Annotated in this window: 18 protein-coding genes, 1 pseudogene and 1 riboswitch; of the genes and pseudogenes, 10 read left to right on the forward strand and 9 right to left on the reverse strand. The window is 50.7% G+C overall.

Annotated features, from left to right (window positions below):
- Nucleotides 1-270: 270 nt before the first annotated feature.
- The 4 genes from rpoB to shiA all read left to right on the forward strand — a co-directional run bounded on the left by rpoB (nucleotide 271) and on the right by shiA (nucleotide 11098).
- The gene (gene rpoB, locus ACX9GV_RS19720; RefSeq protein WP_473196613.1) at nucleotides 271-4299 is read left to right on the forward strand and encodes a DNA-directed RNA polymerase subunit beta; all 4029 of its coding nucleotides are present in this window, start codon (nucleotides 271-273) and stop codon (nucleotides 4297-4299) included.
- A 118-nt stretch (nucleotides 4300-4417) separates the two neighbouring features.
- Complete coding sequence (rpoC, locus tag ACX9GV_RS19725) at nucleotides 4418-8644, forward strand: DNA-directed RNA polymerase subunit beta' (protein ID WP_023490708.1); 4227 nt, start codon at nucleotides 4418-4420, stop codon at nucleotides 8642-8644.
- 259 nt (nucleotides 8645-8903) lie between these two features.
- Nucleotides 8904-9314 carry a hydroxyisourate hydrolase gene (gene hiuH, locus ACX9GV_RS19730; protein WP_473198078.1) on the forward strand — a complete coding sequence of 137 codons (411 nt, stop codon included), beginning with the start codon at nucleotides 8904-8906 and terminating at the stop codon, nucleotides 9312-9314.
- 428 nt (nucleotides 9315-9742) lie between these two features.
- Nucleotides 9743-11098, forward strand: coding sequence for a shikimate transporter (gene shiA, locus ACX9GV_RS19735; protein WP_023490710.1), 1356 nt, complete (start codon nucleotides 9743-9745; stop codon nucleotides 11096-11098).
- 222 nt (nucleotides 11099-11320) lie between these two features.
- Here the strand turns inward: shiA and thiH are convergent, their stop codons facing one another.
- The 7 genes from thiH to ACX9GV_RS19770 all read right to left on the reverse strand — a co-directional run bounded on the left by thiH (nucleotide 11321) and on the right by ACX9GV_RS19770 (nucleotide 17569).
- A complete protein-coding gene (gene thiH / locus ACX9GV_RS19740; protein WP_473196614.1) occupies nucleotides 11321-12454 on the reverse strand; it encodes a 2-iminoacetate synthase ThiH in 1134 nt (377 codons plus the stop codon).
- The gene (locus ACX9GV_RS19745) at nucleotides 12454-13236 is read right to left on the reverse strand and encodes a thiazole synthase (RefSeq protein WP_023490712.1); all 783 of its coding nucleotides are present in this window, start codon (nucleotides 13234-13236) and stop codon (nucleotides 12454-12456) included. The genes thiH and ACX9GV_RS19745 overlap by 1 nt, the downstream gene beginning before the upstream one ends.
- 1 nt (nucleotide 13237) lies before the next feature.
- Nucleotides 13238-13438, reverse strand: coding sequence for a sulfur carrier protein ThiS (gene thiS, locus ACX9GV_RS19750; protein ID WP_473196615.1), 201 nt, complete (start codon nucleotides 13436-13438; stop codon nucleotides 13238-13240).
- A complete protein-coding gene (locus ACX9GV_RS19755) occupies nucleotides 13435-14184 on the reverse strand; it encodes a HesA/MoeB/ThiF family protein (protein ID WP_473196616.1) in 750 nt (249 codons plus the stop codon). The genes thiS and ACX9GV_RS19755 overlap by 4 nt, the downstream gene beginning before the upstream one ends.
- Complete coding sequence (gene thiE, locus ACX9GV_RS19760; RefSeq protein WP_023490715.1) at nucleotides 14174-14827, reverse strand: thiamine phosphate synthase; 654 nt, start codon at nucleotides 14825-14827, stop codon at nucleotides 14174-14176. Before thiE ends, ACX9GV_RS19755 begins: the two co-directional genes overlap by 11 nt.
- Nucleotides 14820-16778, reverse strand: a complete 1959-nt coding sequence (gene thiC / locus ACX9GV_RS19765; protein WP_473196617.1) for a phosphomethylpyrimidine synthase ThiC — start codon at nucleotides 16776-16778, stop codon at nucleotides 14820-14822. Before thiC ends, thiE begins: the two co-directional genes overlap by 8 nt.
- Nucleotides 16779-16888: 110 nt before the next feature.
- A riboswitch (TPP riboswitch) is annotated at nucleotides 16889-17012 on the reverse strand.
- A gap of 77 nt (nucleotides 17013-17089) precedes the next feature.
- Nucleotides 17090-17569, reverse strand: a complete 480-nt coding sequence (locus tag ACX9GV_RS19770; protein WP_023490717.1) for an Rsd/AlgQ family anti-sigma factor — start codon at nucleotides 17567-17569, stop codon at nucleotides 17090-17092.
- Between the two features lie 155 nt (nucleotides 17570-17724).
- Between ACX9GV_RS19770 and nudC the strand changes: the two genes are divergently transcribed.
- From nudC to ACX9GV_RS19800, 6 genes and pseudogenes are all read left to right on the forward strand, one after another.
- Nucleotides 17725-18492 carry an NAD(+) diphosphatase gene (nudC, locus tag ACX9GV_RS19775; RefSeq protein WP_023490718.1) on the forward strand — a complete coding sequence of 256 codons (768 nt, stop codon included), beginning with the start codon at nucleotides 17725-17727 and terminating at the stop codon, nucleotides 18490-18492.
- Between the two features lie 86 nt (nucleotides 18493-18578).
- Complete coding sequence (gene hemE / locus ACX9GV_RS19780) at nucleotides 18579-19643, forward strand: uroporphyrinogen decarboxylase (protein ID WP_473196618.1); 1065 nt, start codon at nucleotides 18579-18581, stop codon at nucleotides 19641-19643.
- Nucleotides 19644-19662: 19 nt separating this feature from the next.
- Nucleotides 19663-20390, forward strand: a pseudogene (gene nfi, locus ACX9GV_RS19785) (deoxyribonuclease V).
- An 18-nt stretch (nucleotides 20391-20408) separates the two neighbouring features.
- Nucleotides 20409-20999 (forward strand): YjaG family protein, encoded by a 591-nt coding sequence (locus tag ACX9GV_RS19790; RefSeq protein ID WP_473196619.1) that lies wholly within the window; start codon nucleotides 20409-20411, stop codon nucleotides 20997-20999.
- Between the two features lie 189 nt (nucleotides 21000-21188).
- Entirely contained in the window at nucleotides 21189-21464 is a 276-nt protein-coding gene (hupA, locus tag ACX9GV_RS19795; RefSeq protein ID WP_023488896.1) for a nucleoid-associated protein HU-alpha, read from the forward strand.
- 33 nt (nucleotides 21465-21497) lie between these two features.
- Nucleotides 21498-22169: a DUF1481 domain-containing protein gene (locus ACX9GV_RS19800; protein ID WP_473196620.1), complete on the forward strand. Its 672-nt coding sequence runs from the start codon at nucleotides 21498-21500 to the stop codon at nucleotides 22167-22169.
- A gap of 68 nt (nucleotides 22170-22237) precedes the next feature.
- Here the strand turns inward: ACX9GV_RS19800 and purD are convergent, their stop codons facing one another.
- Nucleotides 22238-23521, reverse strand: coding sequence for a phosphoribosylamine--glycine ligase (gene purD, locus ACX9GV_RS19805; RefSeq protein WP_473196621.1), 1284 nt, complete (start codon nucleotides 23519-23521; stop codon nucleotides 22238-22240).
- 52 nt (nucleotides 23522-23573) lie between these two features.
- The gene (purH, locus tag ACX9GV_RS19810; RefSeq protein WP_473196622.1) at nucleotides 23574-25163 is read right to left on the reverse strand and encodes a bifunctional phosphoribosylaminoimidazolecarboxamide formyltransferase/IMP cyclohydrolase; all 1590 of its coding nucleotides are present in this window, start codon (nucleotides 25161-25163) and stop codon (nucleotides 23574-23576) included.
- Nucleotides 25164-25583: the final 420 nt, after the last annotated feature.

Raw genomic sequence — 25583 nt, forward strand, 5'->3', positions numbered from 1 at the left:
CAGCCTTTTTGCGCTGTAGGGCCCAGTAGCGTTTCTCACTGTTTGGCTGCTGGTTTTGCCTACCAATGTTTGTTTCTATTGATGACTTAATATACTGCGGCTTTGCTCACCCAGGAGTTCTGGGGGAAGACGCAATGAAATGGTTTAAGCGTGATAGCAACAGATTTTGGGGAAAGTATTTTCTACTTTCTGATCGAAAAACGGTGTTGCACGAACTGTCCTAATCGGACGGACAGAATGGTTCGACTTTCCAGCGAGCTGAGGAACCCTATGGTTTACTCCTATACCGAGAAAAAACGTATTCGTAAGGATTTTGGTAAGCGTCCACAAGTACTGGACATACCTTATCTCCTTTCTATCCAGCTTGACTCGTTCCAGAAGTTTATCGAGCAAGATCCAGAAGGGCAATACGGCTTAGAAGCCGCATTCCGTTCAGTTTTCCCTATCCAGAGCTACAGTGGCAATTCGGAGCTGCAATACGTTAGCTACCGTCTTGGCGAGCCGGTGTTCGACGTCAAAGAGTGCCAGATCCGTGGCGTGACGTATTCTGCACCGCTGCGTGTAAAACTGCGCCTGGTTGTCTACGAACGCGAAGCACCTGAAGGCACGGTCAAAGACATCAAGGAACAAGAAGTCTATATGGGCGAAATTCCGCTCATGACTGAAAATGGGACCTTTGTCATCAATGGTACTGAGCGCGTTATCGTCTCTCAGTTGCATCGTAGCCCAGGTGTGTTCTTTGACAGCGATAAGGGGAAAACCCACTCTTCGGGTAAAGTACTCTATAACGCACGTATTATTCCTTACCGTGGTTCATGGCTGGATTTCGAGTTTGACCCGAAAGACAACCTGTTTGTGCGTATTGACCGTCGCCGCAAATTGCCAGCGACCATTATTCTGCGTGCACTGAACTACACCACCGAGCAGATCCTCGACTTGTTCTTTGAAAAAGTCCTTTTCGAGATCCGCGACAACAAGCTGCAGATGGCGCTGGTTCCTGAGCGTCTGCGTGGTGAAACTGCCTCTTTCGATATTGAAGCCAACGGTAAAATCTACGTTGAGAAAGGCCGCCGTATCACTGCCCGCCATATCCGGCTGCTTGAAAAAGACGAGATTCAAAGTATTGAAGTGCCAGTAGAGTACATTGCTGGCAAAGTGGTTGCGAAAGATTATATCGATACCAATACGGGTGAGCTGATCTGTGCCGCCAATATGGAGATGTCCCTGGATCTGCTGGCTAAATTGAGCCAGTCTGGTCACAAACAAATCGAGACACTCTTCACCAATGACTTGGATCACGGCGCTTATATCTCTGAAACTGTACGTGTCGACCCCACCAGTGACCGTTTAAGTGCGTTGGTAGAAATCTACCGCATGATGCGTCCTGGTGAACCACCAACACGTGAAGCAGCAGAAACTCTGTTTGAGAACCTGTTCTTCTCTGAAGATCGTTATGATCTCTCTGCGGTTGGCCGGATGAAGTTCAACCGTTCTCTGTTACGTGAGGAGATCGAAGGTTCGGGTATCCTGAGCAAAGACGACATCATTGAAGTGATGAAGAAGCTCATTGATATCCGTAACGGTAAAGGCGAAGTGGACGATATCGACCACTTGGGCAACCGTCGTATCCGTTCCGTTGGCGAAATGGCCGAGAACCAGTTCCGTGTCGGTCTGGTGCGTGTTGAGCGTGCGGTGAAAGAGCGTTTGTCACTGGGGGATCTGGATACTCTGATGCCTCAGGACATGATCAACGCCAAGCCAATCTCTGCGGCGGTGAAAGAGTTCTTTGGTTCCAGCCAGCTTTCTCAGTTTATGGACCAGAACAACCCGTTGTCTGAGATTACGCACAAGCGTCGTATCTCTGCATTGGGCCCAGGCGGTTTGACTCGTGAACGTGCCGGCTTTGAAGTCCGTGACGTACACCCGACTCACTATGGTCGTGTGTGTCCAATCGAAACGCCAGAAGGGCCAAACATCGGTCTGATCAACTCGTTGTCGGTGTATGCGCAGACCAACGAATATGGTTTCCTGGAAACGCCATACCGCCGCGTGCGTGACGGCATCGTTACCGATGAAATCAATTACCTGTCTGCCATTGAAGAAGGCAACTTCGTTATCGCCCAGGCGAACTCCAACCTGGATGATGAAGGCCGCTTCGAAGAAGACTTGGTCACTTGTCGTAGCAAAGGCGAATCAAGCCTGTTTAGCCGTGACCAGGTTGACTACATGGACGTATCGACCCAGCAGGTGGTTTCTGTAGGTGCATCGTTGATTCCATTCCTGGAGCATGATGACGCCAACCGTGCCTTGATGGGTGCGAACATGCAACGTCAGGCGGTACCAACCCTGCGTGCAGACAAACCACTGGTGGGCACCGGGATGGAACGTGCTGTAGCGGTTGACTCCGGTGTTACTGCCGTAGCCAAGCGTGGTGGTGTCGTTCAGTACGTGGATGCTTCCCGTATCGTTATCAAAGTTAACGAAGACGAGATGTATCCAGGTGAAGCCGGTATTGATATTTATAACCTGACCAAATACACCCGTTCCAACCAGAACACCTGTATCAATCAGATGCCATGTGTGAATCTGGGTGAACCTATCGAACGTGGTGACGTGCTGGCAGATGGCCCGTCAACGGACTTGGGTGAACTGGCATTAGGCCAGAACATGCGTGTTGCGTTCATGCCGTGGAATGGCTACAACTTCGAAGACTCCATTTTGGTCTCTGAGCGTGTAGTACAGGAAGATCGCTTTACCACTATCCACATCCAGGAACTGGCTTGTGTGTCTCGTGACACCAAACTGGGGCCAGAAGAGATCACTGCTGACATCCCTAACGTGGGTGAAGCGGCACTCTCCAAGCTGGATGAGTCCGGTATTGTCTATATCGGTGCGGAAGTGACCGGTGGTGATATTCTGGTTGGTAAGGTAACACCGAAAGGTGAGACCCAACTGACGCCAGAAGAGAAACTGCTGCGTGCCATCTTCGGTGAGAAAGCGTCTGACGTTAAAGACTCTTCTCTGCGTGTTCCTAACGGTGTTTCCGGTACGGTCATCGACGTGCAAGTCTTTACCCGCGATGGTGTGGAAAAAGACAAGCGTGCGTTGGAAATCGAAGAGATGCAGTTGAAGCAGGCGAAAAAAGACCTGACTGAAGAACTGCAGATCCTGGAAGCTGGCCTGTTCACACGTATCCACGCCGTGCTGGTTGCTGGCGGTATCGAAGCCGAGAAGCTGAGCAAACTGCCGCGTGATCGCTGGTTGGAGCTGGGCCTGACGGACGAAGATAAGCAAAACCAGCTGGAACAGTTGGCAGAGCAGTATGACGAACTGAAATCTGACTTTGAGAAGAAGCTGGATGCCAAGCGTCGTAAGATCACTCAGGGTGATGATTTGGCACCAGGCGTGCTGAAAATCGTTAAGGTTTATCTGGCCGTTAAGCGTCAGATTCAACCGGGTGATAAGATGGCGGGTCGCCACGGTAACAAGGGTGTTATCTCCAAGATCAATCCGATCGAGGATATGCCATACGATGAAAACGGCACGCCGGTTGACATCGTCCTTAACCCACTGGGCGTTCCATCACGTATGAACATTGGTCAGATCCTGGAAACTCACCTGGGTATGGCTGCCAAGGGCATTGGTGACAAGATCAACCAAATGCTCAAGCAGCAACAGGAAGTGGCCAAACTGCGTGAATTCATCCAGAAAGCTTATGATCTAGGCGATGATGTTTGCCAAAAAGTCGATCTGTCCACCTTCTCTGATGACGAAGTGATGCGTCTGGCAGAAAACCTGAAGAAAGGGTTGCCTATCGCTACTCCAGTCTTTGATGGTGCGAAAGAGACTGAAATCAAACAATTGCTGGAAATGGGCGGTATCCCGACCTCCGGTCAGATTACGCTGTTTGATGGCCGTACTGGTGAGCAGTTTGAGCGCCAGGTTACTGTTGGCTATATGTACATGCTGAAACTGAACCACTTGGTTGACGATAAAATGCACGCTCGTTCTACCGGTTCTTACAGCTTGGTTACTCAGCAACCTCTGGGTGGTAAGGCACAATTCGGTGGTCAGCGCTTCGGTGAGATGGAAGTGTGGGCACTGGAGGCTTATGGTGCCGCTTACACCTTGCAGGAAATGCTTACCGTTAAGTCTGATGACGTCAACGGGCGTACCAAGATGTACAAAAACATCGTGGATGGCGATCACCGTATGGAACCAGGCATGCCGGAATCGTTCAACGTACTGTTGAAAGAGATCCGCTCGCTCGGTATCAACATTGAATTGGAAGACGAGTAATCGTCACTCCAGCTCTGGCTCCAGACCTTAGGGAGCCAGAGGGTGGTTGTTCAGGTCACACGGGTGAGCGCTTTGTCAGCGCACACCCAACAGGTTTAACTCCGACAGGAGCCAATCCGTGAAAGACTTATTAAAGTTTCTGAAAGCACAAACCAAGTCCGAAGAGTTTGATGCAATCAAGATCGCTCTGGCATCGCCAGATATGATCCGTTCATGGTCGTTCGGTGAAGTTAAAAAGCCGGAAACCATTAACTACCGTACGTTCAAACCTGAGCGTGACGGCCTTTTCTGTGCCCGTATTTTTGGGCCGGTAAAAGATTATGAGTGCCTGTGCGGTAAGTACAAGCGCTTGAAACATCGTGGTGTGATCTGTGAGAAGTGCGGTGTTGAAGTGACCCAGACCAAAGTACGCCGTGAGCGTATGGGGCACATCGAACTGGCTTCCCCTACGGCGCATATCTGGTTCCTTAAATCGCTGCCATCGCGTATCGGTTTGTTGCTGGATATGCCACTGCGCGATATCGAACGTGTACTGTACTTCGAATCCTACGTGGTGGTTGAAGGCGGTATGACCAACCTCGAGCGTCGTCAGATCCTGACTGAAGAGCAGTATCTCGATGCACTGGAAGAGTTTGGTGATGAGTTCGACGCCAAGATGGGTGCTGAAGCTATTCAGGCATTGTTGAAAAACATGGATCTGGAAGCTGAATGTGAGCAACTGCGCGAAGAGTTGAATGAAACCAATTCAGAAACCAAGCGCAAGAAGCTGACCAAGCGTATCAAGCTGCTGGAAGCGTTCGTACAGTCTGGTAATAAACCAGAGTGGATGATCCTGACCGTGTTGCCAGTACTGCCACCGGATCTGCGTCCACTGGTTCCGTTGGATGGCGGTCGTTTCGCGACTTCAGATCTGAACGACCTGTATCGCCGGGTGATCAACCGTAACAACCGTCTGAAACGCCTGCTGGATCTGGCTGCACCAGATATCATCGTGCGCAACGAAAAGCGTATGTTGCAAGAAGCTGTCGATGCGTTGCTGGATAACGGCCGTCGTGGCCGTGCGATCACCGGTTCCAACAAGCGTCCGCTGAAATCTTTGGCTGATATGATCAAAGGTAAGCAGGGGCGTTTCCGTCAGAACCTGTTGGGTAAACGTGTTGACTACTCTGGTCGTTCTGTTATCACCGTAGGTCCATACCTGCGTCTGCATCAGTGCGGTCTGCCGAAGAAAATGGCACTGGAGCTGTTCAAACCGTTTATCTATGGCAAGTTGGAACTGCGTGGGTTGGCAACGACCATTAAAGCTGCCAAGAAAATGGTTGAGCGTGAAGAAGCTGTCGTGTGGGATATCCTGGACGAAGTTATCCGCGAACACCCGGTACTGCTTAACCGTGCTCCAACTCTGCACCGTTTGGGTATCCAGGCGTTTGAACCGATTCTGATCGAAGGTAAAGCCATCCAGTTGCACCCACTGGTTTGTGCGGCCTATAACGCCGACTTCGATGGTGACCAGATGGCTGTGCACGTACCGCTGACGCTGGAAGCTCAGTTGGAAGCGCGTGCATTGATGATGTCAACCAATAACATCCTGTCACCAGCGAACGGCGAGCCAATCATCGTTCCTTCTCAGGACGTGGTATTGGGTCTGTACTACATGACTCGTGACTGTGTTAACGCCAAAGGCGAAGGCATGGTTCTGACGGGTCCGAAAGAAGCGGAACGTGTTTATCGTGCCGGATTGGCCTCTCTGCATGCACGTGTCAAAGTGCGTATTACAGAAGAGATCAAACAGGTTGAAGGTGAAACAATTCAGCAGACTTCGATTATTGATACCACCATCGGTCGTGCCATCCTGTGGATGATCGTACCGAAAGGTCTGCCGTACTCGATCGTTAACCAGTCTTTGGGCAAAAAAGCGATCTCCAAGATGCTGAACACCTGTTACCGCATCCTAGGCTTGAAGCCGACGGTTATCTTCGCTGACCAGATCATGTATACCGGTTTTGCTTATGCTGCCCGTTCAGGCGCATCAGTCGGTATCGATGACATGGTGATCCCAGCGAAAAAAGCAGAGATCATTGAAGAAGCTGAAACCGAAGTTGCCGAGATCCAGGAGCAGTTCCAGTCTGGTTTGGTAACGGCAGGTGAGCGCTACAACAAAGTGATCGATATCTGGGCTGCAGCGAACGAACGTGTTGCTAAAGCGATGATGGAAAATCTGTCGGTTGAAGATGTGGTTAACCGTGATGGTGTGGTGGAACAACAAGTTTCCTTTAACAGCATCTTTATGATGGCGGACTCCGGTGCTCGTGGTTCTGCTGCTCAGATCCGTCAGTTGGCGGGTATGCGTGGCTTGATGGCGAAACCCGATGGCTCAATCATCGAAACGCCAATTACGGCGAACTTCCGTGAAGGTTTGAACGTACTCCAGTACTTCATCTCAACACACGGTGCTCGTAAAGGTTTGGCGGATACCGCACTGAAAACAGCAAACTCCGGTTATCTGACGCGTCGTCTGGTTGACGTAGCGCAAGATCTGGTGGTGACTGAAGATGACTGTGGTACCCATAACGGCATCATGATGACACCGGTTATCGAAGGTGGTGATGTTAAAGAACCACTGCGTGAGCGTGTACTGGGTCGTGTGACGGCAGAAGAAGTATTGAAGCCGGGTACGGCGGATATTCTGGTACCACGTAACACCCTGTTGAATGAAAAATGGTGTGATCTGTTAGAAGAGAACTCCGTTGACAGCGTTAAAGTCCGTTCTGTAGTAAGTTGCGAAACTGACTTTGGCGTGTGTGCTAACTGCTATGGTCGTGACCTGGCACGTGGCCACATTATCAACAAAGGTGAAGCGATTGGTGTTATCGCGGCTCAGTCTATCGGTGAGCCGGGTACACAGCTGACGATGCGTACCTTCCACATCGGTGGTGCGGCATCGCGTGCGGCAGCAGAATCCAGCATCCAGGTGAAGAATAAAGGTAGCCTGAAGCTGAGTAATGTGAAGTTCGTTATGAATGCAGTCGGTAAACTGGTGATTACTTCACGTAACACCGAGTTGAAGCTGATCGACGAATTTGGCCGTACCAAAGAAAGTTATAAAGTGCCTTACGGTGCAGTGATGGGTAAAGGTGACGGTGCTGAGGTTAGCGGTGGCGAAACTGTCGCAAACTGGGATCCGCACACCATGCCAGTTATCACTGAAGTGAGTGGTTTCATCCGCTTCGCTGATATGGTTGATGGCCAGACCATTACTCGTCAGACCGACGAACTGACCGGCTTGTCTTCACTGGTGGTACTGGATAGTGCAGAGCGTACCGGTAGTGGTAAAGATTTGCGCCCAGCACTGAAAATCGTTGATGCTAAAGGTGACGACGTGTTGATCCCTGGTACAGATATGCCAGCTCAATACTTCCTGCCAGGTAAAGCGATTGTACAGTTGGAAGACGGCATTCAGATCGGTGCGGGTGATACCTTGGCGCGTATTCCACAGGAATCTGGCGGTACCAAGGATATTACCGGTGGTCTGCCACGCGTAGCTGATCTGTTTGAAGCTCGTCGTCCGAAAGAACCGGCAATTCTTGCTGAAATCAGCGGGATTATCTCGTTCGGTAAAGAGACCAAAGGCAAACGCCGTCTGGTTATCTCACCATTGGATGGCAGTGACGCTTACGAAGAGATGATTCCGAAATGGCGTCAGCTCAACGTATTTGAAGGCGAAATCGTGGAACGTGGTGACGTTGTTTCTGACGGCCCTGAGTCTCCACACGATATTCTGCGTCTGCGTGGTGTGCATGCGGTTACCCGCTACATTACTAACGAAGTGCAGGAAGTTTATCGTCTGCAAGGCGTTAAGATTAACGATAAGCACATTGAAGTTATCGTTCGTCAGATGCTGCGTAAAGGTACCATCGTTAGTGCGGGCGGCACTGAGTTCCTGGAAGGCGAACAGGCTGAAGTATCACGTATCAAGATTGCCAACCGTCAGTTAGAAGCTGATGGTAAGATCTCGGCGACCTTCTCACGTGATCTGCTGGGTATTACCAAGGCTTCCTTGGCGACCGAGTCCTTCATCTCTGCTGCATCATTCCAGGAAACGACGCGTGTTCTGACTGAAGCGGCGGTTGCCGGTAAACGTGATGAACTGCGCGGTCTGAAAGAGAACGTGATTGTGGGCCGTCTGATCCCAGCCGGTACCGGTTACGCGTATCACCAGGATCGTATGCGCCGTAAAGCACAAGGTGAGGTACCTGTTGTTGCGCAGGTTAGCGCGGAAGAAGCAACAGCAAACCTGGCTGAGTTACTGAATGCAGGCAGCCTGAGTGGTAGCGACGAGGAATAAGTTACATTCTTTGTTAACACAGTTGTTTGAATAGTGACTGATTAAAGCCCTGGCTACCCTAGCCAGGGCTTTTTGTTGTAACCTTCATAATCCATCCTTCGTACTTCACGTCGTTTGGGGGTTGGCTGTGTCCGTGACTAACAGCGAACCTTTAGCGCTTTATCCTGATAGCAAAGATATTATTGTCATATTTCTGACCGTTTTTTTGACAAGTCATCAGTGTAAAAAAGAAGCCGTAATCAACTCTGGAGAATTTAAGATGAAAAAATATTTGCCTGCACTGACTCTGGCAGTCATGCTTGCTGCTCCCGCAACTGTAATGGCCGCCGGGAAGAATTTGTTAAGTGCCCACATATTGAATCAACAAACTGGTAAGCCCGCTCAGGGTGTTGAAGTCACTCTTGAACAAAAGCAAGGTGATGGTTGGAAGATGTTGAATACCGCTACTACCGATGCAGATGGTCGAATTAAAGCTCTCTACCCAGACCAAACCGCGGTGGTGGGTGATTACCGAGTGGTGTTCAAAACGGCAAAATATTTCGCTGACCAAAAACAGGAAAGTTTTTTCCCTCAGATCCCAGTAGAGTTCCATATTTCCTCCACAGAGGAGCATTATCACATTCCTCTATTGCTCAGCCAATACGGTTATTCAACCTATCGGGGTAGCTGATTGGTGCCCGCACCGCCCTCGGTGTAAGGTGCGGCGATATTGACTACGTTCAGCTACTGGATGTGCGAGGGCATTTCAACAGAAACTTATGATTTTGCCCTCGCGCATCTATACCCAAAATAATTCGAATTAGTTGTCAAAACTTAGTGTGTTTTGAACGCTGTTTACGGTGGCCCCTTTAGGGCGAGCTTAATTAATGAGCCGAGTAACCGTACGCAACCAACCCCAAGCAACTCGAAGTATGAGGAATATAGCTGTCGGTTTTGGAAGTGCGGACGTCGGATATGGATGGGCAGGTAAGCGCCTGCTAGTTTTTTTGCAGAGTTAAGTGAGAGTAAACGTTATTTTTTTACTATTGGAACTTTTCGATGAAATGCCTCCTAAACCCCTGTAAAGTTAAAATAACGGGATAAAATAATGGAATAGTAATGGACACTTCAACTTCACTCGGTAATGGCAACCTTGCCAGCACTCCCAAGAACTCGCAGACCCCATCAACAACCCCTCCTCAACGCCGGGCACGCCGTGCCGCCTGGGGGAGTTTTGTTGGTGCTGTTGTCGACTGGTACGACTTTCTACTGTACGGAATAGTTGCCGCTCTGGTCTTTAATACGGAGTTTTTCCCTCAGGTAAGCCCGACAATGGGAACGTTGGCGGCGTTTGGTACCTTTGGCGTTGGTTTCTTGTTTCGACCTTTGGGAGGCATGGTGTTTGGCCACTTTGGTGACAAGTTGGGGCGCAAACGGATGCTGATGATTACCGTCTGGATGATGGGATGTTCCACCGCATTAATTGGGCTATTACCTTCTTTTGACTCGATTGGCTGGTGGGCACCAACACTGCTGGTGCTGTTACGTGCCATTCAAGGATTTGCCGTTGGCGGCGAATGGGGGGGCGCAGCCTTGCTTGCGGTAGAGAGTGCACCGAAAGGGAAAAAGGCTTTTTACAGCAGTGGGGTACAGATTGGTTTTGGTGTCGGGCTACTGTTGGCAACCGGGTCGGTTTCATTGGTGAGCCACGTGACCTCAAATGAGCAGTTTATCAGTTGGGGTTGGCGTTTGCCTTTTATTTTCAGTCTGTTACTGGTGGCCGTTGCTTGGTGGATCCGTAATGGCATGGATGAATCGCAGGAGTTTGAGGCAAACAAAGCGTTACAGGAAAGAGCCGATAAGATCCGTAAATTCCCGATTTTCGAGGCATTGCGCCAGAATCCTAAGGCATTTTTGCTGATCATCGCCATGAGATTTGGTGAATTACTGACCATGTATATCGTGACTGCCTTTGCCATCAATTACTCGACAGCTCACCTGGGTCTTTCACGTGATATCTTTCTGAATATTGGCTTGCTGGTGGGGGCAATCAGTTGTATCTCAATTCCTTGCTTTGCTTATTTGGCGGACCGTTTTGGTCGTCGCCGGATCTATGTCACTGGTGCATTAATCGGTGTTCTCTGTGGGATACCGTTTTTTATGGCCCTTGAGAGCCGTAATACCCTATGGATTGTCTTCTTCGCTATCATGCTGGCCAATGTCGCCCACGATATGTTGGTCAGCGTGCAACAGCCGATATTTACCGAACTGTTTGGCACCGCCTATCGTTATAGCGGAGCGGGGGTAGGTTATCAGGTCGCTAGTGTGGTTGGTGGCGGCTTTACCCCTTTTATCGCCGTATTATTGGTGGAGGTGATGGGGGGGAGTTGGTATCTGGTGGCCGCTTATCTGGTTATGGGATGTCTACTCTCCGCTATTGTTGGGGCGAGAATAAAGCCGCAGACCATGGGTTGATGGTTTTTCATCACAATAAGAAAACCGGAGCGAGCGAGGGATCTGCGCACGCTCCGGTGGTTGGTAAGGCAAGGTTATCAAGAGGGGCGATAACCTCGGTTAGCCTCGGGTTTGAGAGCCAACGCAGTCACTATAGCCTGAGCTATTTTTAGCGCCAGCCAGGTTTGCTCGCTTTGCGCTAGGTGTCCAGCCCTATTCAAGTTGTGATGTCACAGTTGCATTTTATTGCGTAGCTCGTCCCAGATAGCTGTCCCAGTCCTTCCATACCGGCTGTAATCCGGCAGCACTGATTGCTAGCGCCACCTGTTGTGGTGTGCGGTTGTCGTGTGGTTCAAATTGTTCCAGTTGAAGTGGCGCGTTATCCGAATAGCCCCCCGGCTGGGTTTTTGAACCGGCACTGACGTTGTTGATGGCTAGCGGGATCATATGATCGCGAAAAAAGGCAGATTCTCGCGTCGATAATGACAGTTCCACATCAGGTGCGAACAACCGAAAGGCACAGATTAACTGTACCAATTGGGGCTCAGTGATTACTGAGGCGGGCTCAATCCCCCCGGCACATGGCCGCAGACGGGGGAACGAAATCGAATAACGGCTCTGCCAATAAGTCTGTTGCAGGTAGAGCAAATGTTCTGCTAACAGGTAACAATCAGTTCGCCAACTACCGGAGAGCCCGAGTAATGCTCCCAAGCCGATTTTATCAATACCGGCGCGGCCAAGACGGTCTGGTGTATCCAATCGCCAATTAAAGTCCTGTTTTTTGCCGTGCAGATGGTGCCGTTGATAGGTGGCAGGGTGATAGGTTTCCTGATAAACAAACACGCCATCCAGCCCGATAGCTTTCAATTCCGCGTATTCATGCTCTGCCAGGGGCTGAACCTCCATCATTAGCGAACTGAAATGAGGGCGGATGTTGGCAAGATGCTGGCGAAAATAGTCCATGCCCACTTTGCGTTGGTGTTCGCCAGTAACCAGTAACAAATGCTCAAACCCCAGCGCTTTTATGGCCGTGCATTCTCGTTCGATCTCTGCAGCATCCAGCGTTTTGCGCTTGAGATGATTACTCATTGAGAAACCACAGTAAGTACAATCGTTGGCACAGAGGTTAGAAAGATATAATGGCACGTAAAAGCTCACCACGTTACCGAACCGCTGGCGAGTGAGCTGTTGTGCTCGTTGTGCCAAGGGTTCTAAGTAAGGTGCAGCTGCGGGGGAGATCAGCGCCATAAAATCATCCCGGGTTAATTTTTCTGCGCTGAGCGCTCGTTCAACGTCGGGCGCAGTTTTACTGTTGATACGTCGTGTTAATTCATCCCAATCCCAGTTTTGTAGATGCTCACTAAAATGACTGTTCATCAGCGTATTTCCTGCAAAGGTTGGCTGAGGAAGGCGGTCAGTGGGCTGGAGGCGGCGGCCATAGGCTGGCGGCCAGCCAACCCAGCTCGATGCCCCAATTCCCCCGCCTCCACAGCTAAACGGAACGCCTGGGCCATTTGTAGTGGGTCACGCGCAACGGCAATAGCGGTATTAACCAGTACCGCGTCAGCGCCTAACTCTATAGCTTCTAATGCGTGACTGGGGGCGCCGATCCCGGCATCAACCACCACAGGTACTTTGGCCTGCTCGATAATAATTTGCAGAAAATCACGACTGAGTAATCCACGGTTAGAACCGATCGGCGCACCGAGTGGCATCACGGCAGCACAACCCACTTCCTCCAATCGTTTACATAAAACCGGATCGGCTCCGCAATAAGGCAGCACCACAAAGCCTTCTTTAACCAATATTTCTGCTGCCTTTAACGTTTCAATCGGGTCTGGCAATAAGTACTTCACATCTGGGTGGATCTCCAATTTTATCCACTGCGTACCCAGTGCTTCACGCGCCAGGCGGGCGGCAAAGATGGCTTCACCAGCACTTTTGGCACCCGAAGTATTAGGCAGTAACTTCACCCCTAATTGTTGCAAGGGTGCGAGAATCGCATCATTACCGCCACGTAGGTCAACACGTTTCATCGCCATGGTGACTAACTGTGACCCTGAGGCTTGCAAGGCTGACAGCATTAATGCTGGCGTGGCGAATTTACCGGTACCGGTAAACAGACGTGAAGTAAAAGTAGTATCGGCGATTTTCAACATGTCAGCCTCCGGCAATCGCTTGAAATAAGAGAATATCATCACCATCCTGCACATGATGAGTTGCCCAGTCAGTGTGCGGAATGATGGTCTGGTTTATCGCCAATGCGCAACCGGGTTGGTCATGTCCTAACTGTTCGAGCAATGCTTTAATGCTCAGTGGTTGTTCTATTTCCAACCGTTGTTCATTCAACATGATGTTCATGCGATGCCTCCGCAGATGCGACAATTGCTGGCCTTACTCAGTTGCAGAGTGCTCCAGCTTTGTTGTTTGCCATCAAACAAGCGGAGTTTACCGCTTAGGGAACAAGCTATGCCCACCAGCATTTTAATCGCCTCCAGTGCTTGAAGGGTGCCAATTACACCAACGACCGGACCGAGTACACCCGCAGTACGGCAGTTACGTTGAGGTTCACTTTGATCGGGATAGAGGCAGGCATAGCAGCCTTGATGATAGGGTGGTTCGATAATCAGCAACTGGCCGCTGAAGCCGACTGCGCTACCACTAATAAGAGGCACATTGGCGAGGATACAGGCTGCATTAACCGCATGGCGAGTTGCCATATTATCGCTGCAATCCAGTACCAGGTCGGCACGACTCACCGCCTGTTGTAGTGTGGGTCCTTGCAGGCGTTGTTCCAGAGCGATCGACTCCACTTGCGGGTTTAGCGCTTGCAAATGGTGTTGAGCCAGCTGTGCCTTGCTGGAAGCGATGTCACCGGTTCGATATAAAATTTGTCGCTGCAGATTGGTGAGATGCAGTTTGTCATCATCTGCCAGCAGGAGTGTGCCAACGCCAGCGGCAGCCAGATAGAGTGCAGCCGGGGAACCCAGCCCTCCCAATCCGACAATCAGTACCCTAGCCTGCTTCAGCTTCTCCTGACCCTCTGGGCCAATATCTTCCAACAACAGTTGGCGGCTGTAGCGTAGAAATTCTTGGTCATTGAGCATCGGGTGACTCCTTCCCTTCAATCAAGCGCAGTAATTGTGCGGTGGCGATGCGCCAGTCCGCGGCTTGTGTGATAGCACTGACCACGGCAACGCTACCCACACCACAGGCCAGAACCGCCGGAACGCGTTCAATACTGATCCCACCAATGGCCACGGTAGGGTAGTCTTGCAACCCGGCAACGTGGCGTTGTAGTTCTGCCAGACCTTGGGGCTCGGAGGGCATCTCTTTGGTCTGTGTCGGAAAAATATGACCCAGTGCAATATAAGAGGGTTTTACGGCTATGGCCCGGGCGAGTTCGTGATCATCATGGGTGGAAACCCCCAAACGTAACCCTGCTCGATGGATTGCCTGCAGGTCGGTGGTATTTAAATCCTCTTGTCCTAGATGAACGCCGTAGGCATGGTGCTTGATAGCGAGTTGCCAGTAATCGTTGATAAATAAGCGTGCCTGATAACGTTTACCGAGCGCGATGGCGGCAATAATATCCGCCTCCACCTGTTCATCGGCAAGATCCTTGATGCGTAATTGGATGGTGGTGACTCCGGCATCCAGTAGGCGGGCGATCCAGGCAACACTGTCGACTACCGGGTATAAGCCGAGTTTGTATGGCGTTGCGGGGAAGGGCGTCGTGATATCAGTCATTATCGCTCTCCTCCAGCAGATTGCTCGCACTATGGTAGAGCTCGTTGCCCCGGGAGCGGAATGCGGCCGACATCTTTTCCATGCCAGTCAGCTGTACTTCATCGGGATGGTTCGCCCCTTGTGTTACAGCATTTTGCGTTGCGGCATAGGCTCGCACTTCGTGGGATATCTTCATTGAACAGAACTTTGGCCCACACATGGAACAGAAATGGGCGATCTTGCCAGATGCCTGGGGCAGCGTTTCATCGTGATAGGAGCGGGCGGTCTGTGGATCCAATGCCAGATTGAACTGATCTTCCCAGCGGAATTCAAAACGTGCCTTGGACATGGCGTTATCACGGATCTGCGCACCAGGATGGCCTTTCGCCAAATCGGCGGCATGGGCGGCGATTTTGTAAGTAATTAGCCCCTGTTTCACATCTTCCTTGTTGGGTAAGCCGAGATGCTCTTTCGGTGTCACATAGCAGAGCATTGCGCAACCAAACCAGCCGATCATCGCCGCACCAATCCCCGAGGTGAAATGGTCATAACCCGGAGCAATGTCGGTGGTCAATGGCCCCAATGTATAGAAGGGGGCTTCAGAACAGGATTCCAGCTCTTCGGTCATGTTGCGCTGGATCCGTTGCATCGGCACATGACCTGGGCCTTCGATCATCACTTGGACATCATATTCCCAGGCAATTTTAGTGAGCTCCCCCAGCGTGTGCAGTTCGGCGAATTGGGCTTCGTCATTAGCATCTTGAATAGAGCCTGGACGCAAGCCATCACCCAGCGATAGTGAGACATCATAGGCGGCGCAAATCTGACAGATTTCACGGAAATGCTGATAGAGAAAGTTTTCCTGGTGATGGGATAGACACCACTTTGCCATGATCGACCCCCCACGGGAGACAATGCCGGTCAACCGTTTGGCGGTCATCGGTACGTAACGCAGCAACACGCCTGCATGGATAGTGAAGTAATCGACGCCTTGTTCCGCCTGTTCCACCAGGGTATCGCGGAAGATTTCCCAGTTTAGGTTTTCCGCTACACCATTCACTTTTTCCAGTGCCTGATAGATCGGCACGGTACCAATCGGCACCGGACTGTTACGCAGGATCCATTCGCGTGTTTCGTGGATATAGCGGCCAGTAGAGAGATCCATCACGGTATCGGCTCCCCAACGGGTTGACCACACCAACTTCTCTACTTCTTCTTCGATTGATGATGTAACGGCCGAATTGCCGATATTGGCATTCACTTTGACCAGAAAATTACGACCAATAATCATTGGCTCGGATTCAGGGTGGTTAATATTAGCGGGGATGATGGCTCGCCCGGCAGCCACTTCTTGGCGGACAAACTCGGGTGTAATGTTTTCCGGTAGGTTAGCTCCCCAACTTTGGCCCGGATGCTGTTGGCGTAGGACTTCGCTACAGATACGCTCGCGCCCCATGTTTTCACGGATGGCAATAAATTCCATTTCTGGTGTCACCATGCCGCTTCGCGCATAGTGCAACTGAGTGACGCACTTGCCCTTACACGCTTTACGTGGCTGAGGTAGGTGCTCGAAACGCAGGTGATTCAACCCGGCGTCGGCCAGCCGTTGTTGGGTAAACCCCGAACTGACGTGGCTTAGTGTTTCGGTATCTTCTCGTGCTGCAATCCAGCCAGCGCGTAGTTTTTTTAACCCCTGGTGGACATTAATGGTTGCCTGCGGATCACCATAGGGGCCTGCGGTGTCATACACCGGAATGGCTTCGTTCTGTTGATATTGAGGGTTGTCTTTAGTGCCGCCAATCAGCGTTGGGCTCAGCTGAATTTCACGCATCGGTACCTGAATATCGCTACGGGAACCGGCAAGATAGATACGGTGTGAGTTAGGGAAGGTGGTACCTTGTAAAGAATCAATAAACTGTTGTGCTTCATCGCGCTGTTCTTTACGGACACGTGGTTTATTTATGGTAGACATAGCAAATTCCTATCAGTGTGTTGATGTGTGGAAAATTGCTTGTCTGGAGCTTGGCGGGAGTAATGATATTGACTGGCAGCGAGTTAGCCCGCAAAGGGTGGGGCCGCTGCCAATAGATTACTCTTGTTCCCTTCGCGGGTATTAACCCGATCAGGTTCCGCGGATCCCGAATTAACGGTCTCAGCCTGGCTGATTTAATGAAGCAATCAGCGCTAGGCACTCCGACAAGATGTTGCCAGTATAAAAGGCTTAATAAAAACTACAAGCTAACGCGTCATCTTTTGCATTGCTACGGCTCAGTGCTGGTGGCGTCAGGATTGGTTTTGCTGCAAGATCTCCGCTGCCCGTAGAATTAATTGGTCCTCTAGTGCAAAACGTGATGCTAACGTTTCGCCGATATCTGATAACGCCTGGTTGAACTCCAGACAGAGATCTTGGTCGAGTTCAACCCCGCTGTAGCGATCATGAAATGCCATGATGGCTTCGGTATTGGCTTCCAACTTTGGATAGAACTTGGTGGTTAGTGCCATTTTCGGACTGGCGGAGCCTTCCACCTGTTTGATAATTTTGGCATAAACGTGAAAATGCCCCGCAGAGAGGTAGTCCAGCAGATTATGGTAAAAATTCTCCAGCGCTTTTTCATTTAACGGCGTAGGTTTTCCCTTACTCGGTTTGATACCGACTAAAGAATAATAGGCAACCAACAATTGCTCGCGGGCCTGTAGCCACTGATCGACTAACTGATTATTGCCACCAACGCGTTGAGTCAGGCTTTCCAATTGGTTGAGCATAGTTGACTCCGTGAGTAATCAAATTAAATTTTCTGTCACTATGCAGGCTGCTAGGGGCTGCAACTTGCATGAACTTGGGTTATAAACAGTAAGTTATTAAAAGGTGATAAGCCAATGACTAGCTTGCCAGTGACGCAGAGGTTGTGCAACAACATATGGAATTTGCATTAACAGGTAATGAACAGGGCTGGTGGATAGTCAGCCATGAAAGCAAAATCTGGTTACCAAAGGGTGAACTGCCGTTTGGTTCTGCAGCAATATTTTCATTGCATGGTCAATTGGCCCGTCAGATTGGCGAATGGGAGGGTGCCCCAGTGTGGTTGGTGCGTCAATCGATGCCGAGGGAGATGAACTCGGTGCGCCAATTGCTCGATCTTGATCGAGGTCTGTTTCAACTGGCTGGGCGGGGTGTGCAGTTGGCGGACTTTTATCGCTCACACCGTTTTTGTGGCTACTGTGGTCATAAAATGCATTTCAGCCGAAGTGAAAATGCTTGCCTTTGTGATCACTGCCGCGAGCGTTATTACCCGCAGATCGCCCCTTGCGTGATTGTTGCCATTCGCCGTGATGATGAAATCCTGCTGGCTCAACATGTGCGTCACCGTGGTGGTATACATACCGTGCTGGCGGGGTTTGTGGAGGTGGGGGAAACGCTGGAACAGGCGGTAGCACGGGAAGTGATGGAAGAGAGCAATATCGTTATCAAGAATTTGCGTTATGTCACCTCACAACCTTGGCCATTCCCTCATTCGTTGATGATGGCGTTTATGGCAGATTATCAGGCAGGGGAACTGCAGCATGACCCGAAAGAGCTACTCAATGCTGGCTGGTATCGTTATGACCAATTACCGCTGTTACCCCCGCCAGGTACTGTCGCGCGTCGCCTGATTGAAGATACGGTAGTGCTGTGTCGGGCAGAATAATAGCTGTCTTTATGATTTAAGTGCTCACGCCAACTTACCCAACCCAGTATACAATGGGGGTTGATGATGACGGGAACCAATAAGAAATGAATGATTTGAAAAATGATCGCTACCTGCGAGCCCTGCTGCGCCAACCCGTGGATGTCACACCAGTATGGATGATGCGTCAGGCTGGGCGTTATTTGCCAGAATATAAAGCCACGCGTGCTCAGGCCGGTGATTTTATGTCGTTGTGTAAAAATGCTGAGCTGGCTTGCGAGGTGACATTACAACCCTTACGTCGCTATGCGCTGGATGCCGCTATTCTGTTTTCTGATATTCTCACCATCCCTGATGCCATGGGGTTGGGGCTCTATTTTGAGGCGGGTGAGGGGCCCCGATTTACTTCGCCGATTGTCTGCCGGGCTGATGTAGAAAAGCTACCGCTGTGTGATCCAGAAGATGAGCTGGGTTATGTCATGAATGCGGTTCGTACCATTCGTCGTGAGTTGAAGGGAGCCGTACCGCTGATCGGTTTTTCTGGTAGCCCATGGACTTTGGCGAGCTATATGGTGGAGGGCGGGAGCAGTAAGGCATTCACTAAACTGAAGAAAATGATGTACGCCGAGCCACAGACGTTGCATCTATTACTGGATAAACTGGCGGACAGCGTCATTCTTTATCTCAATGCCCAGATTAAGGCCGGTGCCCAGTCTGTCATGGTGTTTGATACCTGGGGTGGGGTGCTGACCGGGCGTGATTACCGTGAGTTCTCGCTGCACTATATGCATAAAATTGTCGATGGCTTGTTGCGGGAAAACGAAGGTCGTCGTGTACCTGTCACTCTGTTTACCAAAGGGGGCGGGCAGTGGCTGGAAGCGATGGCCGCGACCGGTTGTGATGCCTTGGGCCTGGACTGGACGATAGATATTGCTGAGGCACGTCGCCGAGTGGGGCATCAGGTAGCTCTGCAAGGCAATATGGATCCTTCAATACTTTATGCTGCGCCAGAACGTATTGCGCAGGAAGTAGAAACCATTCTGGCAGGTTTCGGTGATGGTGACGGGCATGTATTTAATCTTGGGCATGGCATTCATCAGGATGTGCCACCGGCCCATGCGGGCGCCTTTGTTGAGGCGGTGCATGCACTTTCGGCTAAATACCATCGCTGAACGGTAAGGAAATGCGGTGATTGATACCTCAGCCCTGCGAGCCACACAGTTACAACATGCCGCAGAGGTGATTCGCTATGATGACTTTTTGCGTGATCCTCCGCTATTTATTGCGGGTGCAGATGTCGGTTTTGAGCATCAAGGTGCGGTGACGCGCGCTGCCATTGCTATTCTGCGCTATCCTTCTTTGGCGCTGGTGGAGTACCAGATTGCTCGTATCAACACCACCATGCCCTATATTCCGGGTTTTCTCTCTTTTCGTGAATATCCGGCATTGCTTGCTGCCTGGGAGCAGTTGCAACAGAAACCTGATCTGCTCTTTGTTGATGGTCATGGTATTTCACACCCAAGGCGTTTGGGGGTTGCCAGCCACTTTGGTTTGTTGGTCAACGTTCCAACTATTGGTGTGGCGAAAAAACGGTTGTGTGGCAGGTTTGAGCCCTTGGATACGGAAGTGGGAGCATTGGCTGCACTCGAGGACAAAGGGGAACAATTGGCGTGGGTATGGCGCAGTAAGGCGCGCTGTCAGCCATTGTTTATTTCTACCGGGCACCGTATCAGTACCGATAGCGCATTGACGTGGGTACAGCGATGTAGCGATGTATGGCAGGCTATCGTTTGCCCGAACCTACACGTTGGGCTGATGCGATTGCTTCTCGTCGCCCGGCGTTTACCCGCTGGTTGCAGCAGTCATCGCATTCAGAGATGCCGCCCTGCGCGATTTCGGGTACACTGCGCGGCAGATAACGAGTAAGAGAGTAGGTCATGCTACGTAACCCGATTCATTTGCGTTTGGAAAAGCTGGAAAGTTGGCAACATTTAACCTTTATGGCTAGTCTGTGCGAACGTATGTACCCTAATTACCAGATGTTCTGTCTGCAAACGGAGTTTGGTGATCCTGCAGTCTATCGCCGTATTCTTGATCTGGCTTGGGAAACGCTGGTGGTGAAAGATGCCAAAGTCAACTTTGACAGTCAGTTGGAAAAGTTGGAAGAGGCCATCCCCTCAGCAGAAGATTACGATCTTTATGGTGTTTATCCGGCGATCGATGCTTGTATCGCATTAGGGGAACTGCTTCATTCGCGCCTCAGTGGTGAGACATTGGAACACGCCATCGCCATTAGCGAAGCCTCAATTCGTACCGTGGCGATGTTGGAAATGACTCAGGCGGGTAAAGAAATGACCGACGAAGAGTTGAACGTTTTACCTGCAATTGAGGAAGAGTGGGATCTCCAATGGGAGATTTTCCGCCTGTTGGCTGCTTGTCCTGAGCGTGATTTGGATCTGATAAAAGGGTTGCGATCTGACCTGCGAGAGGCGGCAATCAGCAATATTGGGATAAAATTAACGCAATAAGATAATAAAACGTGATTTAACACCTGATTTGTCATGCCTTAAGGCTTCACATCCCCACCCTGTCTGGTCTACATTTGGGGGGCGAAAAAAAAGTGGCTATTGGTGCGTGTATGCAGGAGAGTGCTGTTTATCGGCATATCCGTCGCACTCGATGCTTTGCAAACGATAAACACATTGTAAGGATAAATTATGAACAAGACTCAACTGATTGATGTAATCGCAGATAAGGCTGACCTTTCTAAAGCTCAAGCTAAACTGGCTCTAGAATCTACCCTGTCTGCTATTACTGAGTCTCTGAAAGAAGGTGATGCAGTACAATTGGTTGGTTTCGGTACTTTCAAAGTAAACCATCGTAGCGAGCGCACAGGCCGCAATCCACAGACTGGTAAAGAAATCAAAATCGCAGCGGCTAATGTTCCTGCATTTGTTTCTGGCAAGGCTCTGAAAGACGCAGTTAAGTCTTAATCCATGCTGGTAAAGCGTTTAGACAGAGGGGCTATGATGCCCCTTTTGTTTATCCAACGGGTGCTGATGGTTGCGGCTATGGTCGCTGCCCTTGGTGCCTGTAGTTCTAATTCCTCCTCTCCTAGGTTTACGGCAAGCGGTTTTGTTGCTGATCAGGGCGTGGTTCGAGTGTGGCGTAGAGATGATAGTCAGCAACGTCCATTGACGTTAATGACAGTCTACAGCCCTTATCGTGGCCCGGGGACGGTCACTACGCTGTATGAATATCAAAATGGCGTGTTGTTCCAAATCAGACGAGTTGATGCAGACGGTGATCGGGACTCCATTCAACTGCGCTTTACGCCGAATGGGACGGTCAGTTTTATGCAGCGTCAACTGACTACTCAGCGCCAGAAACTGTCTGCTGATGAGATAGTACTCTACCAATATCAGGCTCGCCGAACGCTAGAATTGAGTGATGCACTTAATGCTGGCGGTATACGGCTGTTGCAAGGTCATTGGCTGCAAGGGAAGGTAGAGTTGTGCAATGGAGACATCGTGAAACCGGGCTTGAATAATCGAGCTGAAGAGTGGATAGCGCGACGTGTAGCCAATAGTAGCCAGCCGGTGACTATTGCCTGGTTGGATGGGCCTCGCGGTCGTGAGTTGTTACTGGTGGCTAACAATGATTTTTGCCGTTGGGAACCCACAAAAGATTCGCTTTAGAACCCATTGCGATAAATTTAACAACAAGGCCCTGGGAACAGAGCCTGCTGTTAATGTTTGGTATGGGTTTATTTGCCGCGCGCGATAGCGCGGTAACCAATATCCTTGCGGTAGAAGCTATCTTGCCACGCAATATTTGCCGCGAGTTGATAAGCACACTGTTGTGCTTGGCTCACTGTGGCGCCTAATGCCGTGACACAAAGTACACGCCCACCACTCGTGACCACTTCATTTCCCTGCATACGTGTACCGGCATGAAACACTTTACTGTCTGAGTTTTCCTGTTGCGGCAAGCCGTGGATCACATCCCCTTGGCGATAGTCGCCAGGATAGCCGCCAGCCGCCAATACCACGCCGAGTGCCGGACGTGGGTCCCACTCAGAGCTTTTCTCGTTCAGTTTACCTTCAGCACCAGCCAGGCAGAGCTCAACCAGATCTGAACGCAGACGCAACATGATCGGCTGTGTTTCCGGATCGCCAAAGCGGCAATTAAATTCAATCACCTTCGGTTGGCCATCAGCAGAAATCATCAGGCCAGCGTACAAGAAACCAACGTAGGTGTTGCCCTCTGCAGCCATACCACGCACGGTTGGCCAGATCACCTGCTCCATTACGCGTTGGTGAATTTCATCTGTGACCACGGGGGCGGGTGAATAAGCGCCCATACCACCGGTATTGGGGCCTGTATCACCATTCCCCACACGTTTATGGTCCTGGCTGGTAGCCATGGGGACGACGTTTTCACCATCCACCATCACAATAAAACTGGCTTCTTCACCTTCAAGATACTCTTCGATCACGATTCGGTGTCCCGCATCGCCGAAAGCGTTACCTGCCAGCATATCCTGGATAGCCTCTTCGGCTTCCTGCAGCGTCATCGCTACGATCACCCCTTTCCCCGCGGCCAAACCATCTGCTTTGATCACGATAGGGGCGCCTTGACGACGAACATAGGCCAAGGCTGGCTCCACTTCAGTAAAATTCTGATAGGCGGCGCTTGGAATGGCGTGGCGAGCCAGAAAGTCTTTAGTAAAGGCTTTGGATCCTTCAAGTTGGGCCGCGGCCTGTGAGGGACCAAATATTTTTAACCCTGCAGCCTGGAAAGCATCAACCACGCCAATCACCAGCGGTGCTTCAGGGCCAACAATGGTCAGGTCGATAGCCTTGCTTTTGGCAAAGGCAAGCAGTGCTGGGATATCGGTTGGCGCGATATCCACATTGGTCAGATTAGCTTCCAGTGCGGTACCTGCGTTACCTGGCGCTACGTAAACGTTATCTGCCAGCGGCGATTGGGCAGTTTTCCAGGCCAGCGCATGTTCACGCCCACCATTACCGATAATGAGAATGTTCATCAAAGACTCCATAAACAGCGTGCGCATTTGGCGCACGTAGCAGCAACAAGGATTAATGGCGGAAGTGGCGCATATCGGTGAAGATCATCGCAATGCCGTGTTCGTTGGCGGCTGCAATGACTTCATCATCACGAATCGACCCACCAGGCTGGATAACACAGGTAATGCCGACGGCGGCTGCCGCATCAATGCCATCACGGAACGGGAAGAACGCGTCTGAGGCCATCGCGGAACCATTGACCGTCAGACCTTCGTCAGCGGCCTTGATGCCAGCAATTTTAGCGGAGTAAACGCGACTCATCTGACCCGCACCGATGCCGATGGTCCGGTTATCGCGCGAATAAACAATGGCGTTGGATTTGACGAACTTAGCCACTTTCCAACAGAACAGGGCATCTCGCAGTTCCTGGGCAGTGGGTTGCCGTTCAGAGACCACGCGTAAGTCAGTGGGAGTCACCATACCCAGGTCACGGTCTTGTACTAACAACCCCCCGTTGACCCGTTTGAAGTCCAATCCAGCAATGCGCTGTTGCCATTGGCCGCAAACCAGAACACGCACATTCTGTTTGGCAACCAATACCGAGCGGGCTTCATCACTGATGGTTGGGGCAATGATGACCTCAACAAACTGACGGCTGATGATGGCTTGCGCCGTTTCTGCATCTAGTTCGCGGTTGAAAGCAATGATGCCACCAAAGGCAGACGTGGGGTCGGTCTGGTAAGCATGATCATAAGCGGTAAGCAGATCTTTACCAATTGCTACACCACAAGGATTGGCATGCTTGACGATGACGCAAGCCGGTTCTGCAAACTCTTTCACACATTCCAATGCAGCGTCAGTATCCGCGATATTGTTGTAGGAGAGTGCCTTGCCTTGTAGCTGTTCGGCACTGGCAACCGACGCCTCTTGCAGATTCTCCTCTATATAGAAAGCGGCTTGCTGGTGGCTATTCTCACCGTAACGCATATCCTGCTTTTTGATAAAGTTGAGGTTTATGGTGCGAGGGAAATGACCGGAAGGTTGCTCCGTATTGCCATAATAAGGCGGAACCAGTGTGCCAAAGTAGTTGGCGATCATGCTGTCATAAGCGGCAGTATGTTCAAATGCTTTGATGGCCAAATTGAAGCGGGTGGGATAGAGCAAAGAACCGTCGTTGCTATCCATCTCGGTGATGATAGTCGCGTAGTCATTAGTGTTGACCACAATGGCGACATCTTTATGATTCTTGGCCGCAGAGCGCACCATGGTGGGGCCGCCGATGTCAATGTTTTCGATAGCCTCTTCCAGCGAGCAATTAGCACGAGCCACGGTTTGCGCAAAAGGATAGAGATTCACTACCACCATATCGATAGGTTTGATCGCATGTTGGGCCATAATGGCATCGTCCTGACCACGGCGACCAAGAATGCCACCATGCACTTTGGGGTGCAGAGTTTTAACCCGTCCATCCATCATTTCCGGGAAACCGGTGTAATCGGAAACTTCAGTAACCGCTAATCCGGCCTCTGCCAGTAGATGAGCGGTTCCACCAGTAGAGAGCAGTTCTACCCCTCGTTGAGAGAGTGCTTGCGCGAATTCAATGATACCGGTTTTGTCAGACACACTGAGTAAGGCTCGACGGATTGGACGAGGTTGTTGCATGGTTTTATCCCTTGGCTTTGAGTCGCAATAAAAGAACGTTACGTGAATTCCCTGCTGAGATATAGACCCCATTCCATTCAGAGTCGCCGTATACTGATGACAACTCGAATAAATCTGCTTATATAACAAGACAACAACGGATTCAGGTAACGTCCCCATAAAAGTGGGGGATTGTTTGATCGCAGGAATTGTAGCGAAAACGTTTGCGTAGTGCTCGTAAATTTTCCTGCCGATGATGTCCTGTGGATAACTTAGTGCATAACCGGGTATAAACCGGGGTTTTGCTGTGGAATGCAGCAAACGGTGTTTTTTGTTGAAAATAGCAGTTGCGGCGGCGGCGCAACTGCCTATAATGCGCCTCCATCGACACGGAACATAACAATCGCTTTGCAGCGTTATCCGTGTGACAGAGAAAAAACC

It is taken from the genome of Serratia sp. 25CWL12, from assembly GCF_055790885.1.